Origin of the sequence: uncultured Bacteroides sp. (genome assembly GCF_910585845.1) — a bacterium.
In the GTDB taxonomy this organism is placed as follows: domain Bacteria; phylum Bacteroidota; class Bacteroidia; order Bacteroidales; family Bacteroidaceae; genus Bacteroides.
In genome coordinates, this window is sequence record NZ_CAJUHF010000035.1 from 1 (window position 1) to 15,731 (window position 15,731).

General features: G+C 47.0%; 13 protein-coding genes. 11 read left to right on the forward strand and 2 right to left on the reverse strand.

Annotation, left to right across the window (positions count from 1 at the left end):
- Positions 1-653: 653 nt before the first annotated feature.
- Positions 654-1,085, reverse strand: a complete 432-nt coding sequence (locus QZ323_RS10195) for a hypothetical protein (protein ID WP_294634551.1) — start codon at positions 1,083-1,085, stop codon at positions 654-656.
- Between the two features lie 291 nt (positions 1,086-1,376).
- Between QZ323_RS10195 and QZ323_RS10200 the strand changes: the two genes are divergently transcribed.
- The gene (locus QZ323_RS10200; RefSeq protein WP_294634552.1) at positions 1,377-1,814 is read left to right on the forward strand and encodes a hypothetical protein; all 438 of its coding nucleotides are present in this window, start codon (positions 1,377-1,379) and stop codon (positions 1,812-1,814) included.
- Positions 1,815-1,925: 111 nt separating this feature from the next.
- Positions 1,926-2,465 carry a hypothetical protein gene (locus tag QZ323_RS10205; RefSeq protein ID WP_294634553.1) on the forward strand — a complete coding sequence of 180 codons (540 nt, stop codon included), beginning with the start codon at positions 1,926-1,928 and terminating at the stop codon, positions 2,463-2,465.
- A 264-nt stretch (positions 2,466-2,729) separates the two neighbouring features.
- Here QZ323_RS10205 and QZ323_RS10210 read toward each other — a convergent pair whose 3' ends face one another.
- Entirely contained in the window at positions 2,730-4,541 is a 1,812-nt protein-coding gene (locus QZ323_RS10210) for a hypothetical protein (RefSeq protein ID WP_294634554.1), read from the reverse strand.
- 421 nt (positions 4,542-4,962) lie between these two features.
- On the opposite strand from QZ323_RS10210, the gene QZ323_RS10215 reads away from it, so the two are divergent.
- The 9 genes from QZ323_RS10215 to QZ323_RS10255 all read left to right on the forward strand — a co-directional run bounded on the left by QZ323_RS10215 (position 4,963) and on the right by QZ323_RS10255 (position 15,712).
- On the forward strand, positions 4,963-5,589 hold the full coding sequence (locus tag QZ323_RS10215) for a DUF6563 family protein (RefSeq protein WP_294634556.1): 627 nt from the start codon (positions 4,963-4,965) through the stop codon (positions 5,587-5,589).
- 113 nt (positions 5,590-5,702) lie between these two features.
- On the forward strand, positions 5,703-7,688 hold the full coding sequence (locus QZ323_RS10220) for a urocanate hydratase (RefSeq protein ID WP_294634557.1): 1,986 nt from the start codon (positions 5,703-5,705) through the stop codon (positions 7,686-7,688).
- Between the two features lie 79 nt (positions 7,689-7,767).
- Entirely contained in the window at positions 7,768-8,667 is a 900-nt protein-coding gene (ftcD, locus tag QZ323_RS10225) for a glutamate formimidoyltransferase (protein WP_294634558.1), read from the forward strand.
- Between the two features lie 57 nt (positions 8,668-8,724).
- Entirely contained in the window at positions 8,725-9,978 is a 1,254-nt protein-coding gene (gene hutI / locus QZ323_RS10230) for an imidazolonepropionase (protein ID WP_294634559.1), read from the forward strand.
- 54 nt (positions 9,979-10,032) lie between these two features.
- Positions 10,033-10,662: a cyclodeaminase/cyclohydrolase family protein gene (locus QZ323_RS10235; protein ID WP_294634560.1), complete on the forward strand. Its 630-nt coding sequence runs from the start codon at positions 10,033-10,035 to the stop codon at positions 10,660-10,662.
- Entirely contained in the window at positions 10,659-12,155 is a 1,497-nt protein-coding gene (gene hutH / locus QZ323_RS10240) for a histidine ammonia-lyase (RefSeq protein ID WP_294634562.1), read from the forward strand. The genes QZ323_RS10235 and hutH overlap by 4 nt, the downstream gene beginning before the upstream one ends.
- A gap of 474 nt (positions 12,156-12,629) precedes the next feature.
- Positions 12,630-13,295 carry a TetR/AcrR family transcriptional regulator gene (locus tag QZ323_RS10245; RefSeq protein ID WP_294634563.1) on the forward strand — a complete coding sequence of 222 codons (666 nt, stop codon included), beginning with the start codon at positions 12,630-12,632 and terminating at the stop codon, positions 13,293-13,295.
- Positions 13,296-13,322: 27 nt separating this feature from the next.
- A complete protein-coding gene (locus QZ323_RS10250) occupies positions 13,323-14,663 on the forward strand; it encodes a TolC family protein (protein ID WP_294634564.1) in 1,341 nt (446 codons plus the stop codon).
- 32 nt (positions 14,664-14,695) lie between these two features.
- The gene (locus QZ323_RS10255; protein ID WP_294634566.1) at positions 14,696-15,712 is read left to right on the forward strand and encodes an efflux RND transporter periplasmic adaptor subunit; all 1,017 of its coding nucleotides are present in this window, start codon (positions 14,696-14,698) and stop codon (positions 15,710-15,712) included.
- The last annotated feature ends 19 nt before the right edge of the window (positions 15,713-15,731 follow it).

Sequence of the window (15,731 nt, forward strand, 5' to 3'; positions counted from 1 at the left end):
ACAAACAATAAATGTTAAATCTTAAAATCCTATCGCGTACTAAAAACTTTGTAATCGGCTGTTTTACAGTCGACAATAGTAATTGTATGCGGAAAATAGGACGTTTACATGAATTGCAATACAAAAGTTCTAAGTGGACATTTTGGGTGATAACCATGCAGAATCAAATTGGCCACAGTCAAACTGGCTTGATTGTCTCAATAGTGCCTTTTGAGATATTCATCTATTAGTTTCTTTCTGTTTTCCCTGCTGATTCCCTGATGAACCCTGACCTCTGTTTTCAAGTCGGAGAAAACAGCCTCAAGCGCATTGTTTGTATTTGGAAGCCCTGTTTCAGGGTGGTCATAAAAAGTCCAAAGCAATGGCATGTTACGCTTTATGCTCAGGTATGCGCTGCGTAGTTTCGGCCGCATATATGGAGGTGTGGGACGCTTGATTCTTTTATCATGAATACGTTCATTGACAATATCCTTATATTTTTCATATCATTCATTGAAAGCTCCGCAAAAACTTTTCTTATCTGTCCTTGCGATAATATTTATGAGGTTAAGCAGCTCCTGAGATGCTTCAATGTCCGGGTTCTGAGTCAGATACCTGCGGACAATAAGAATCTGATGAAACTGGCACATCTGCACAGGTATAGGCTTCAATGCCTAGGGCAATCCCTTCATGCCATCAATCACAATGCCGTATATATTGAACCCGTTGCCTTTCAACCATTCTACTCCCTCTACATATTGTGCGATTGTTTCATGTCGCACATACTTGTGCCATAAAACAACATTCCGAAGTGCATCCTTGATAACCATAAGACCAAAATTCCTGCCCCAATATGTTGTATCCATCTGTATGGTTACATCCTTGTGCTTTGCAATCTTACGGATATACCGCATGCCTTCCAAATCCCGGCGGATAGTTTTTTCGCAGACACCATACTTGGTTGCGAGTTGTCCCAAAGTCTGTTTGCTTTCTATATAGTCACTGATAACCTTGGATTTATCTCGCCTGATACCACCATCAAAACGACGGCCACAGTCCTTACATTTATAACGTTGGGTGCGCCCTCTCAGACCGTTCCGGACCACATTTTTAGATCCGCAGAAAAAGCATTTTTTTAATCATATCAATAATTATCTTCGCAAAGAGAATAAAATCAATTGATTACAGACAATTCATCACCCAAAATGTCCAACCTGCCTTTTTTCGGGTGGAAATCTGAGGGAAATTGGTAGTAAATGTTTGGTTCAACGAATAGAAATTAGATAATAAGGTAGTTCAAAATAGATTTGTGAGTTGTGTAGATGTGAGGGTAGGAAGATAGGAAAGGGGCTTGGCTTTGAACAATTTTAGGAGATAGGTTGTTATAGGTATTGAGTATGGTAAAGTTTCTAAAGCTAATATTGTTTCTGCTCCTATCTACTGTCTTTGGTGGCAGTATAAGTGATGAACCTGTTGCATGGGCGGCGGAGGACAATGTTTTTGCTTATCAGGAAACTGTGATAGAAGAAGGGGGGATGAGAGTGGAGGTTATTGCTTCGAGTGAAAGTTACGTTTCGGCTTCGCAATTACCATACATGCCGGATGCAGAGATTGAGAATCTTGGTGGAGCAATCCAGTTGCTTACGTTTTTGCGTGTGCAACGTTCATATACAACCGAATTTTTACTTTCATTAAAGGGTGTGTTGATACGGATGGCAAGACATGTTGGAGCTTTGTCATCGCAACGATTGAAACTATTCGATATCAGTACATTTGGTCAATTAAGGCCTGCGTGTGAATATTATGTGTTTGCATTGAGGCACATTATTATTTAGTTGATGGAATGATTTAAGTCGCTTTTCAATGTCTGCTGTTATAGATTGAGAGCGAAGTGATTGTTTTTGTGTATCAGTTAAACATTTATTTATTTCAAAACTAATTAAATTATGGCAACTCAAGCAATTGACGCAATGATATTTACGTCTACTCATCCTGATATTGTGAAACGTACGAGTATTTCCGGACTTATTTTTTCAACCGCTATGTTGTTGTTAGGTGTTCTGGTATTCGCATCTACTTTTGAAATTGCAGACCGCACGTCGGCACTTAGTATGCTACTGATGGTGTTGGGAATGGGATTTTTCTTATTGGGAATATTCTGTTTACTTTGGAAATCGAAAGAGGTAGTCTATGTTCCTACTGGGAGTGTTACAAAGGAATATACTCTCTTTTTCGACTTGAAGTATATGGAAATGTTGAAAGAGATGATTGAAACGGGGCATCTGGCTACCGAAGAGGGGATAAAATGTGAAGGAAGCGGCAATGTGCGTATGGACGTCTTACTGTCACAAGATAATAAATTTGTAGCGATTCAGTTGTTCCAGTTTGTACCCTATGCATATACGCCGATGACGTCAGTCTATTACTATACAGATAAGGATGCGGCAAAGATTTCGGCTTTCTTGTCGAAGTGCAGAGGGAATTAATCCATAGCGGTCGAAAAAGAATGCCAAACTGAAGCCGATAACGAGTACATTAGAAAATGCTTTTAGTAATTCTTTGATAGAAATGTTTAGGGATTGTAATGTAGCATGGAACAAAGATAAGTTAAATCTCAATTTGAACTTACATGGACTGATATGGTATTTATATCATTGATTTATTGTGGTATATAATCAAATGAAATTAATACCATTATGGAAGTATATACAACTCTTCTTTTTTGTTCTTCCTTCCCAAAAAGGGAGATATCAGTCCGTGACAGCAATCCCCATTTTCTTCATCAGAAAACAGGCATTCATGTTTTGTGCCACTCCCTCGCGCATGTGGTAGGAGAAGGTGAGCTCATCTCCGGTAATATCGGCTTCGAAACAATGGTTGCGGATGTCGTCGGGGAAGGTGTCGGCAAGGGATCCGAGCATCAGGTCGTGAGTGGCAATGATACCGTTTGCCTGCAACGTCATGAACTGCCGGATGAGGGCGAGGGAACCTTTTTGCTTGTCGGTAGAATTGGTACCTTTCAAGATTTCGTCGAGGATGATGAACAACTCCTCACCGGATTGCAGTTTGTCGATGATTAGTTTCAGACGTTTGAGTTCGGCGAAGAAGTATGATTCGTTGTCGGTGAGCGAATCACTGGTGCGCAGGCTGGTGATGAGATGAGCGGGATATACTTCCATCTGTTGGGCGCAGACGGGTGTCCCGATGCAGGCAAGCAGATAATTGACACCCACGGTACGCAGATAGGTACTTTTGCCTGCCATGTTGGCTCCGGTGATGGTGATGAAGAAAGGTCGTTTCCTGATGTCGATGTCGTTTCGTACGCACTTGTCGCGATGCATGAGCGGATGCCCTAATTTACGGGCATGCAAGCAGAAGGGATGGGAGACGATACAGGGATATGTGTAGTCCGGATGGTTGTAAGCGAAAGTGGCGAGTGAACATAGCGCATCCATATGGGCGATGGCGGTCAGCCATTGTGGCAATTGTGAGGCATATTGCTCTTTCCATTTCTCGATACGCATGATTTGACGGATCTCCCAAAAGAACAAACCGTTAAGAATGGTGTACATAAAGACATTGTTTCGTTGGTCGAGTTCGTTCATCAGTTTGCTTAGGCATTGGATGGAGTGGGAGGCAGTCTGTTTTTCTTCGCCTATCCATGCCTTGACTTCGTTTAATATGGGGCTTTTTGTCGGTTGACACTCTATGAGACGGAGCAGGTTGGCGTATGTTGCCAGTATTTGGAGCTTCTTGCCATAGACTGCCTGCATTTTCGTGATCCGACCGGTGAAACAGAAGCCTGCGGATACGAAACATACCCACACGGTTCCGCAGACGCTGGCAGGGAGGATATCGGCAAGTGCAAGTGAGATGCATATTGCATTTGTGCCACCTGCCAGCCAGGGTAATAGGCGGAAAAGCAGGCGTTTCCGAAAGACGGTCGGGCTTCCTGCCCATGTCTTCAGTTCGTTTTCGTCAGCGGCTTTGCCTTTGTGCAGCAATCCCAATATGCGGAACTGCTGTCTGAATTCCAGTAGTGGGGTCAGTTCGCGCACGGCTTCCTGCCGATTTTCTATTTCTACTTTATTTTCCAGATGTGTATTCAGCCAAGTGGCCAGCAACTTTTTCCCAAGTTGCGTGGATGTCCTGTTGAGGTACTGAAACAGAGAGTGGGGACCGAAAAGGTCCAGATCGAAACTATACAGATGGGTCGGGTCAATGAATTCGGTTCCATCCTCGAAGGAAGACGTATCGTAATGGAGGGCGGCTACTTCTTGTTCGTTGATTTCGATTTCTTTTTCCAGATAATCTTTACGGTGGAACAGGCGGTTGTGATGTTTTATCAGTAAGATGAAGGGTAAAAGGGCTGCAACAATGATGCATGTCGGTATGATCCAGCCAGTCGACCGGAAGTATATGGCACCTGCCACTCCTGCCACGAACAGTAACAGGCGTAGAGTGCTTGTGCGGTAAATTTCATGTTGCACTTTGTTCAGTTTCCGACGCCCCTCTTCGGCAATGCGTTGATAGTTGGCAATTATTTCAGGGATGGTATTCATGTTTTTCTTATTTTTATGTTCGCAAAGTTAAAATAAACACAGGTTATAGCCAAATACTTTTCTGGCGTTTTGTTTTTCTAAAATGACGAGAATGCGTTATTTCCGTCCTGTCATAGGGGAGAGTGAAAAGAAACGAATGAAAATCTGTATCTTGCTATCAGACAGTATGATATATAAATCCGTACATCTCTAAAAAAGAAAATAATCCGTCCGAACATCGGAATATCCTTCAGAGAACCGTTATCAAGCCTTCCCCATATCTTCTCCGACGCGTAATATCGTCAGAGAGAAGGCCGAAAACATCCGGATATGTCTCCTATTTCCCTTATTCTCACTTTTTCTTTCAATAATTTGCTCCTTTTGGATAAATGCCGTAACTTTCGCTCAAATAAGAATCACTTATAGTAGGAAAAGTTATGTTATGAAAAGATGTTGCTTGTTGAGCCTATTTGTTTTGTTGGTTGTTTTTCGTATGGACGCCCAACATGTGATCTATGCCAATCTGAAAGAATTGGTAGAAGAGCGTGGCGACACACTCTCCACACTGAAGATTGAAAAGCGCTCGAAAAACCAGATACTTCTGATGGGAGGTGCCGACTATCGCATTTCAGTAGACAAGAATCCCGGTCTTTGCCGATATCTGAAATCCCGTTGCTATGCGGTACAATCCGATTCGGCATTTTATGTCAATTGCAAAAAGGTACGCTACAAGCGGTTCCGTTTTGGCGGTTGGTATGCTCCTGCGATGTGGGTACGGGGCAAGATATACTTTTGCGTGCAACCTGTAGGCTCGGTGGCGGCAAGTACTACGCAGCGAGCCGACGCTACGCGATTGGGTGGTGAGGTAGGTACTGCCATTGCAGCTTCGGGGTTGGTGAATGCCCGCGTCTACTACGAATTGAATCCTGAAACAGGAAAAGTGGAGTTTGTAGGTAAAGAAAAAATGCAGCATTTGCTGCAAAATGAGCAAGACCTGCTGGAAGCCTTCCAAGAAGAGGAGAGCGAGAAAGCTGAGGTCACAGGCAAGTACTTGTTGAAGTTGAAATAATAAAATGTTAAATAAATCCCGATAACTTTTGCTGGTATCGGGATTTATTTCTATATTGCGGCTGTTTACAAAGCGAATAGCTGACATTTTGTAACCTTTAATTTGATGATTTTATGAAAATAACCTTGAGTAACACATTGCCTCCTTACCCGACATTTGTTGAGGGCATCCGTCGGGCTCCCGATCGTGGTTTTACACTTTCGCCTGCGCAGACAGCCACGGCACTGAAGAATGCACTGCGCTATATTCCCGAAGAACTGCACGAAACTCTTGCACCGGAATTTCTGGAAGAGCTCCATACGCGCGGACGCATCTATGGCTACCGCTACCGTCCGCAGGGCGACCTGAAAGCCAAGTCCATCGATGAATATAAAGGAAACTGCATCGAAGGAAAGGCCTTCCAGGTGATGATAGACAACAATCTTTGTTTCGACATCGCCCTCTATCCCTACGAACTGGTTACTTACGGCGAGACAGGACAGGTCTGTCAGAATTGGATGCAATATTGCCTGATCAAGCAATATCTGGAAGTACTTACGCAAGACCAGACACTTGTTATCGAAAGCGGACATCCGTTGGGATTGTTCCGTTCCAAACCCGAAGCACCGCGCGTCATTATTACGAATGCTATGATGGTAGGTCTCTACGACAATCCGAAAGACTGGCACACCGCCATGCAGATGGGCGTTGCCAATTACGGGCAGATGACCGCCGGCGGATGGATGTACATCGGACCGCAAGGTATCGTGCACGGCACTTTCAACACACTGCTAAACGCCGGACGCATGAAACTGAATATTCCGCAGGAAGGAAACCTGCAAGGAAAACTCTTCATCTCTTCCGGTTTGGGAGGTATGAGTGGTGCCCAGCCCAAAGCCGCGGAAATGGCGGGGGCAGCTTCCATCATTGCCGAAGTGGATATGTCACGCATCGAAACCCGGCATCGGCAAGGGTGGGTAGGACATGTCACCGGTTCTATTCCTGAAGCCTTCTCGCTGGCACGCGAGGCAATGGACAACAAACAACCCATCTCCATAGCTTATCATGGCAACATCGTTGACTTGCTGGAACATGCCATAAACCAGAACATACATATCGACCTTCTTTCCGACCAGACCTCTTGCCATGCAGTCTACGAAGGAGGCTACTGTCCGGCAGGTCTGACTTTTGAAGAACGTACCAGCCTACTGCATGAAGATACAGGCAGATTCTGCAATTTGGTGAACCAGTCGCTGGCACGCCATTTCCAGGCAATCAAGGCACTGGTGGAGCGCGGTACCTATTTCTTCGACTACGGTAACTCTTTCATGAAAGCCATCTACGACTCCGGTGTCCGTGAGATTGCCAAAGAAGGAGACGACAAGAACGGTTTCATCTTCCCAAGCTACGTAGAAGATATTATGGGGCCGGAGCTTTTCGATTACGGTTACGGTCCTTTCCGCTGGGTATGCCTCAGTGGTAAGCATGAAGATCTGATCAAGACCGACCGAGCTGCAATGGAATGCATCGACCCGAATCGGCGCGGACAAGATCGGGACAACTACAACTGGATACGCGATGCGGAGAAGAACAACCTTGTAGTAGGTACACAAGCCCGCATCCTCTATCAGGACGCTGTGGGACGCATGAACATTGCGTTGAAGTTCAATGAGATGGTTCGTAACGGAGAAGTCGGCCCGATTATGATGGGACGCGATCATCATGATGTCAGCGGCACAGACTCCCCCTTCCGCGAAACCTCCAACATCAAAGACGGTAGCAACGTTATGGCAGACATGGCGGTACAATGCTTTGCAGGAAACTGCGCGCGCGGAATGAGCCTTGTCGCACTGCACAACGGCGGAGGTGTTGGCATTGGAAAAGCAATCAATGGCGGTTTCGGCATGGTGTGCGATGGCAGTGAAAGGGTAGACGAAATCCTGCGTTCGGCGATGCTTTGGGATGTAATGGGCGGTGTGGCACGCCGCTCGTGGGCACGAAACGAACATGCGATGGAGACGAGCGAAGAGTTCAACCAGGCGTATGCCGATACCTATCATATCACTATGCCGTATGTGGCGGACAACGAATTGATTAGAAAAGTGATAGAGAATAATTAGGTAAAGGAATTGTCGGTTCTTAACCTCAGCTAACTCCCAAATAATTCTCTTTTAACTTCCTCATATAAAAAAAACTCGTATGAATAAAATCGTAGAATGCGTTCCCAATTTCAGCGAAGGACGCGACTTGCAGAAAATAGATCAGATTGTAGCCCCTTTCCGTGGCAAACCAGGTGTGAAACTGTTGGATTACAGTAACGATGAAGACCATAATCGGTTGGTCGTTACCGTAGTGGGCGAACCCGAACCTCTTCGTGACGCTGTTCTTGAAGCGATCGGGACAGCCGTTCGGCTTATCGACCTCAATCACCACACCGGACAGCATCCTCGTATGGGCGCTGTCGACGTAGTACCCTTCATTCCCATCAAAAACGTGACGATGGAAGAAGCCATAGCTCTCTCCAAGGAAGTGGCAGCCACAGCAGCCGAGCGTTATGGGCTTCCGGTATTCCTCTACGAGAAGTCTGCTTCCGCCCCCCATCGCGAAAACCTTGCCGCTGTGCGCAAAGGCGAGTTCGAAGGCATGGCGGAGAAGATCAAACTTCCCGAATGGAAACCCGACTTCGGACCTGCCGAACGGCATCCGACCGCTGGAACCGTAGCTATCGGCGCGCGCATGCCTCTCGTGGCATATAACATCAACCTCAGCACTCCCAGTCTGGAAATCGCTCACGACATCGCCAAGAAAATCCGCTTCATAGGCGGTGGTCTGCGCTATTGCAAGGCAATGGGAGTGGAACTGAAAGACCGCGGCATCACGCAAGTCTCCATCAACATGACCGACTATACGCGGACCGCCCTCTACCGTGCTTTCGAACTGGTCCGCATCGAGGCGCGCCGTTACGGAGTGAGCATCGTGGGCAGCGAAATCATCGGTCTTGTTCCGATGGAGGCACTCATCGACACTGCTTCCTACTACCTCGGACTGGAGAACTTCTCCATGCAGCAAGTGCTTGAAGCACGCATCATGGAAGAGTGACCGGAACGGGAGAGTAACCGGATATGAATTAAGACATCACACAGATAAAGTTCCGATATGACTGAAAATCTGATCATCTTCAACGCGCGTGTTGTGACGCCTGTCGGCTTCGCTGCCTGTTGCGGCAAGCAAATGGGAGAACTGCGCATCATTGACAATGCCACGGTGGAAGTGACCGATGGCATCATCTCCTACGTCGGTCCTTCGCGAGGCGAGAACCGCGACGGATATTATCAGCGCTATTGGCACTACAATGCCTGTGGCAAATGCCTGTTGCCCGGTTTTGTAGACTCTCACACACATTTTGTTTTTGGCGGCGAACGTGCCGAAGAGTTTTCCTGGCGGTTGAAAGGCGAAAGCTATATGTCCATTATGGAGCGTGGAGGCGGCATTGTGAGCACCGTAAAAGCGACCCGTGGATGCAACTTCATCCAACTTCGCTCCAAAGCCGAAGGTTTCCTGAAGCGGATGAGTGCTATGGGAATCACCACTGTAGAAGGAAAAAGCGGTTACGGACTTGATAAAGATACTGAACTCCTGCAACTGAAAGTCATGCGGAGCTTGAATGCCGACGAACATAAGCGGGTGGATATTGTGCCTACCTTTTTGGGCGCACATGCTGTGCCCGACGAGTATCGGGGGCGTACGGACGAATACCTCGACTTCATCATTGGCAAAGTTCTGCCACATGTGGCGAAAGATGGACTTGCCGAGTTTTGCGATGTCTTCTGCGAACAGGGTGTCTTTTCCGTAGAGCAATCCCGCCGCTTGCTATTGGCAGCTCGTGAATATGGTCTCCGGCTGAAACTCCATGCCGACGAAATCGTTCCACTGGGCGGTGCCGAGTTGGCGGCTGAGTTGGCAGCTGTCTCTGCCGACCATCTGTTGCATGCCTCTGATGAGGGCATCCGTGCCATGAAAGAGTCCGGAACTGTGGCAACACTGCTTCCGCTGACCGCTTTTGCCTTGAAAGAGAACTACGCCCGCGGCCGCGAAATGATAGACGCCGGCTGTGCCGTGGCTCTTGCCACCGATCTCAATCCGGGCAGTTGTTTCTCCGGTTCCATCCCACTGACTTTCGCTTTGGCATGCATCTACATGCGGCTTACTATCGAAGAAGCCATTACCGCCCTCACCCTGAATGGTGCTGCTGCCCTGAACCGTGCAGACAGCATCGGTAGCATCGAGGTAGGCAAGAAAGGCGACTTTGTTGTGCTGGATACGAACAACTACCATTTCCTGCCCTACTATGTAGGCATGAACTGTGTCAGTGCCACGATTAAAGAAGGGGTGATTTATCCGGGGGCATGAAGTTCGTGAGGAAGTAGATTAAGGAGTTAATTTAACCATAAAAAGAAAAATACCATGTTAGTTGATTTGACTGTAAAAGAGTTTTTGGATAAAGTGGCAGGGAGCGATCCTGTCCCCGGTGGTGGAAGCATTGCGGCACTGAATGGTGCTGTAGCTTCGGCACTTACCGCTATGGTTGCCAACCTTACCATAGGCAAGAAGAATTATGAGATGCACGAAGAGCTGATGAATCACATCCTCTCCCTCGCCATGAAGGAGAAAGATACGTTCACGGACTACATAGACCGTGACTCGGAAGCATACGATGCCGTGTTTGCCTGCTTCAAGATGCCTAAAGGCACCGACGAAGAAAAAGCACTCCGTAGCGCCGCCATTCAGGAGGCGACCAAGCACGCCGCCCTCATTCCTATGCAGGTGGCATGCAATGCCTACGAACTGATGTCCGTCATCACCGACGTTGTCCGCCTTGGAAACCGGAATGCCGTGACAGATGCCTGCGTCGCATTGATGTCTGCCCGTACGGCTGTGCTGGGTGCGCTGCTGAATGTCCGCATCAATCTGGGTTCCATCAAAGACAAGGCTTTTGCCGACGACTTGCAGCAGAAAGCGGACATACTGGAACGTCAGACCCTTGAGCGTGAAAAAGAAGTATTAGATGCCATTAATCAGGAATTGAGAGTATGAAAAACGTATATCACGTAGGGTCCGGTGAACTCACATTCGACATCATCGAACGCATCGTCAACGAGAACCTGAAACTGGAACTGGCTCCCGAAGCCAAAGTACGCATACAGAAATGCCGCGACTACCTTGATCGCAAGATTGCCGAGTCGGAAGAACCCTTGTACGGCATCACCACGGGCTTCGGCTCCTTGTGCAGTAAAAACATCTCGTCCGATGAACTGGGCACATTGCAGGAGAACCTGATCAAGAGCCATGCATGCAGTGTAGGCGAAGAGATTCGTCCTGTCATTGTCAAACTGATGATGCTTCTGAAGGCCCATGCCCTCTCTTTGGGACACAGTGGCGTGCAGGTTATTACCGTGCAGCGTATTCTCGATTTCTTCAATAACGACGTGATGCCCATCGTCTACGACCGTGGTTCGCTGGGAGCATCCGGCGATCTGGCTCCGTTGGCAAACCTCTTTCTGCCGCTTATCGGAGTAGGCGATGTCTATTATAAAGGAAAGAAACGCGAGGCGATGAGCGTCCTCGACGAGTTCGGATGGGAACCGGTGAAGCTCATGAGTAAAGAAGGGCTTGCTTTGCTCAACGGTACACAGTTCATGAGTGCCAATGGTGTATTTGCCATTCTGAAAGCCTTCCGCCTCTCCAAGAAAGCCGACTTGATAGCTGCCGTTTCCCTTGAGGCATTCGACGGACGTATCGATCCTTTCATGGATTGCATCCAGCAGATTCGTCCCCATCAAGGGCAGATCGAGACCGGTGATAATTTCCGTAAACTATTGGAAGGTAGCGAAATCATAGCCCGTCCGAAGACGCACGTTCAAGATCCCTATTCCTTCCGTTGCATCCCCCAGGTGCATGGTGCCACGAAAGATGCCATCCGCTACGTCTCTTCCGTCCTGCTGACCGAAATCAACTCCGTGACGGACAATCCGACCATTTTCCCCGATGAAGACCGCATCATTTCCGGCGGTAACTTCCACGGCCAGCCGCTTGCCATCTCGTACGATTTCTTGGGGATAGCCCTTGCCGAGTTGGGCAACATCTCCGAACGCCGTGTAGCACAGCTTATCATGGGATTGCGAGGCCTGCCCGAATTTCTGGTGGCAAATCCCGGACTGAATTCCGGCTTTATGATACCGCAATACGCAGCCGCTTCTATGGTCAGTCAAAACAAGATGTATTGCTACGCGGCGAGCAGCGATTCGATTGTTTCCTCCAACGGACAGGAAGACCACGTCAGTATGGGTGCCAATGCCGCTACCAAGCTCTACCGCATCATGGACAATCTGGAGCACATACTTGCCATAGAGTTGATGAACGCCGCGCAGGGCATCGAGTTCCGCCGTCCGCTGAAGTCTTCTCCGGTCTTGGAACGTTTTCTGAATGAATATCGTCGGGAAGTTCCCTTTATAAAAGACGATATTGTCATGTATAAGGAGATTCATAAGACGGTTGCTTTCCTGAGCCGGACGAAATTCGACTATTGACATCGGTATCCGGCAAAATTTGTCTCACGAGACGGATAATTTCGTCTCGTGAGCTGAAAATATTCGTCTCGTGGGATGGATTTATTTACCTCGTGGTATGAAATTATCCGTCTCATGAGACGAATTTTGTAATCCCCTTTTTATACTTGAATTTTACACTCCGGTCGAATCTTCTTCCGATACATCCCTCCTTTTATATACGGCATAACCCGCTCTGTTTCCGCACAAACGGATTTCTGTATACGGGTAATTAAAAATCTGAAAAGGTCAGACGAAAAATAGAAAAGGAATTTAAAACATTCCCTAAATGAGCCTTATCTATTAATTAATATTAATATAGCAGTTCTTAACGAGAAAACTAAATTGTTAGATTGAGTTTTCTTCCTATCTTTGCCCGGTCTTATTCCAAAAAGGGAACATGATTCTCCAGAAAGGGAATATGCTTCTTCTTAAAAATCTAACGAATTATATAGAATGAAAACGGGCGACAGCATGAAAGAGTACCCATCAAGGTTGGAGTTGCGCGAGCGCATAGTCGATACTGCCATGAGATCGTTTTGCACTCACGGCATCAAAAGTATTACTATGGATGATATCGCAGCAGCGTTGGGCATTTCTAAGCGTACCTTGTATGAGGTCTTTGCCGACAAGGAGACGTTGCTGATGGAATGTGTCCAAAAGGCTAGGGAGGAGACAAATGAATATCTGAAAGGTGTCTACGAAGAATCTTCCAGTGTGCTTGAAGTGTTGTTACGACTCTATCAGCGTAGCATTGAATCGTTTCATAACACGAACAAAAAGTTCTTCGAAGATATCAAGAAATATCCCAAGGTATATGAAGCGATGGTGAAGGACCGCAATCGGGATTCGGAAAAGACGATAGCTTTCTTCAAACAGGGTGTGCAGCAAGGTTACTTTCGCAGTGATGTCAATTTTGCTATCGTGAATCTGCTGGTGCACGAGCAACTTGGTTTGCTGATGAACACGGATCTCTGCAAAGAGTATTCTTTCCTCGAAGTGTATGAGTCCATCATGTTCACTTACTTGCGAGGAATTTCTACGGAAAAAGGTGCCGAGAAATTGGAACGGTTCATTCAAGAGTATCGCCAGAAACGGCAACTTGCTTCGGATGATCAATAATCTTTAAACATATAGATTGATTTATTTATGAACAAACAACTTAATTCATTAGGTAAAAAGATGATGTTGACTGTAGCTTTGGCATGTGCGATAGGCTCCGTGCAGGCACAGACAACTCAAGAAACCTTGACCTTAACCCTCGACAAGGCATTGGAAATCGCACTTAGCGACAACCCCACCATCAAAGTGGCTGAAGAGGAAATAGCCCTGAAGAAGGTGGCTAATAAGGAAGCGTGGCAGAATCTCTTGCCGGAGGCCAGCATTGGCGGAACATGGAATCATACCATCACAGCGGCGGAGATGAACCTGGGCGGTCAGTCGTTCAAGATGGGACAGGACAACTCGAACACGGTAAGCGGGACGCTGAATGTCAGCTTGCCCTTGTTTGCCCCTTCGGTCTACAAGGCAATGTCTATGACGAAGACCGATATCGAACTGGCGGTGGAGAAATCCCGCGCCTCTAAGCAGGATCTGGTGAATCAGGTCACTAAGGCTTATTATCAGTTGATGTTGGCGCAAGATTCTTACGAGGTTTTGCAGAAGAGCTACAAACTTGCGGAAGATAACTTCAATGTGGTAAATGCAAAATTCCAGCAAGGTGCCGTCAGCGAATTCGATAAGATCAGTGCGGAAGTGCAGGTGCGCAGTGTCAAGCCCAATGTGATTTCGGCAGGTAATGCCGTGACGCTGTCCAAGTTGCAACTGAAGGTGCTGATGGGGGTTACAGAAGATTTCGATATCAAGATAGACGACAATCTGGCTAAGTATGAATCCGAACTGTTTGCCAACCAGCTTAATACGCTCGATGAAGGATTGGTGAACAACACCACCATGAAGCAGTTGGATCTGAATCTGAAATTGCTTGGTCAGAATCTGAAGACTTTGAAAACGAATTTCATGCCGACTTTGGGTATGAACTTCAGTTACCAATACCAGTCATTGTATAACGACAACTGGAATGTATTCAACTATAATTGGGGAGGAAGTTCTTCGCTGATGTTCACCTTGAATATTCCGATTTATAAGGCAAGCAACTTTACGAAGTTGAAGAGCACGCGGATCCAGATGAACCAGTTGCGCGAGAACCGCACGAACACAGAACGCCAGCTGAACATGCAGGTGACCAGTTATAGAAACAACATGGCTGCAAGTTCCGAACAGGTGGTCAGCAACAAGGAGAACGTGATGCAGGCTCAGAAGGCAGTGGAAATCGCCGGTAAGCGTTACGAAGTAGGTAAGGGAACCGTGCTGGAACTGAACAGCTCGCAAGTCTCCCTGACTCAGGCGGAACTGACTTACAATCAGTCCATCTACGACTATCTGGTGGCTAAGGCCGATCTTGACCAAGTCTTAGGACGCAATTATTAATTAACATGTAGAAATAAAATAATCACAACGATATGAAGAAAAGTTTTCAATTGATTGCCCTGATGACCATTGCTTTGTTGGGCTCATGCAGTGGAGATAAAGACAAAACTGTCACTGAAAAGGTAGAAGAAAAACCCAGAGTGAAACTGGCCTCTGTAACAGCGCGCCCTGTAGAACAGATACAGGAATATGCCGCTACGGTGCAGGCTGAAGTGAAGAATAATATTGCTCCTTCTTCTCCCGTGCGTATTGACCGGATTTTTGTGGAAGTAGGCGACCGTGTCTCTAAAGGCCAGAAACTGGTGCAGATGGATGCTGCCAACTTGAAGCAGGCAAAGTTCCGTCTGGACAATCAGGAGATAGAGTTCAAGCGTACCGACGAATTGTATAAGGTAGGCGGTACTTCCAAGTCGGAATGGGATGCTGCCAAGATGGCATTGGACGTACAGCAGACCACGTATAAGAATCTGTTGGAGAACACGGCTCTGCTTAGCCCCATCAATGGTGTGGTGACAGCCCGTAACTATGACAACGGTGATATGTACAGCGGCGGGCAACCGGTATTGACCGTAGAACAGATCACTCCGGTGAAGCTGATGATCAATGTTTCCGAAGGTTATTTCACGAAACTGAAGAAAGGGGCTCCGGCAACTGTAAAAGTAGATGTCTACGGAGACGAAGAGTTTGAAGGGAAGATCAACCTTATTTATCCGACCATCGACCCCAATACTCGTACATTCCCTGTAGAGATACAGTTGGCCAACCGCGACCAGAAAGTGCGTCCGGGAATGTTTGGCCGTGTGACATTGAATCTAGGTACGCAGGAGCACGTAGTTGTGCCCGATTTGGCCATTGTGAAGCGTGCCGGTTCGGGCGACAGATATGTTTACGTCTACAAAGATGGCAAAGTATCTTATAATAAAGTAGAACTCGGACGCCGTATGGACACCGAATATGAGTTGCTCTCCGGTGTAGACAACAACTCACAGGTGGTTATTGCCGGACAGTCGAAACTTGCCGATGGTGTGGAAGTAGAAGTGGAAAAGTAAGTTTTGAGTTTTTAAGTTG

Bases quoted from the DNA above. Each gene is read 5' to 3' on its own strand.
- QZ323_RS10200 (WP_294634552.1), top strand. From the start codon at position 1,377: ATGGTAAAGTTTCTAAAGCTAATATTGTTTCTGCTCCTATCTACTGTC.
- QZ323_RS10205 (WP_294634553.1), top strand. From the start codon at position 1,926: ATGGCAACTCAAGCAATTGACGCAATGATATTTACGTCTACTCATCCT.
- QZ323_RS10210 (WP_294634554.1), bottom strand. From the start codon at position 4,541: ATGAATACCATCCCTGAAATAATTGCCAACTATCAACGCATTGCCGAA.
- QZ323_RS10215 (WP_294634556.1), top strand. From the start codon at position 4,963: ATGAAAAGATGTTGCTTGTTGAGCCTATTTGTTTTGTTGGTTGTTTTT.
- QZ323_RS10220 (WP_294634557.1), top strand. From the start codon at position 5,703: ATGAAAATAACCTTGAGTAACACATTGCCTCCTTACCCGACATTTGTT.
- ftcD (WP_294634558.1), top strand. From the start codon at position 7,768: ATGAATAAAATCGTAGAATGCGTTCCCAATTTCAGCGAAGGACGCGAC.
- hutI (WP_294634559.1), top strand. From the start codon at position 8,725: ATGACTGAAAATCTGATCATCTTCAACGCGCGTGTTGTGACGCCTGTC.
- QZ323_RS10235 (WP_294634560.1), top strand. From the start codon at position 10,033: ATGTTAGTTGATTTGACTGTAAAAGAGTTTTTGGATAAAGTGGCAGGG.
- hutH (WP_294634562.1), top strand. From the start codon at position 10,659: ATGAAAAACGTATATCACGTAGGGTCCGGTGAACTCACATTCGACATC.
- QZ323_RS10245 (WP_294634563.1), top strand. From the start codon at position 12,630: ATGAAAACGGGCGACAGCATGAAAGAGTACCCATCAAGGTTGGAGTTG.
- QZ323_RS10250 (WP_294634564.1), top strand. From the start codon at position 13,323: ATGAACAAACAACTTAATTCATTAGGTAAAAAGATGATGTTGACTGTA.
- QZ323_RS10255 (WP_294634566.1), top strand. From the start codon at position 14,696: ATGAAGAAAAGTTTTCAATTGATTGCCCTGATGACCATTGCTTTGTTG.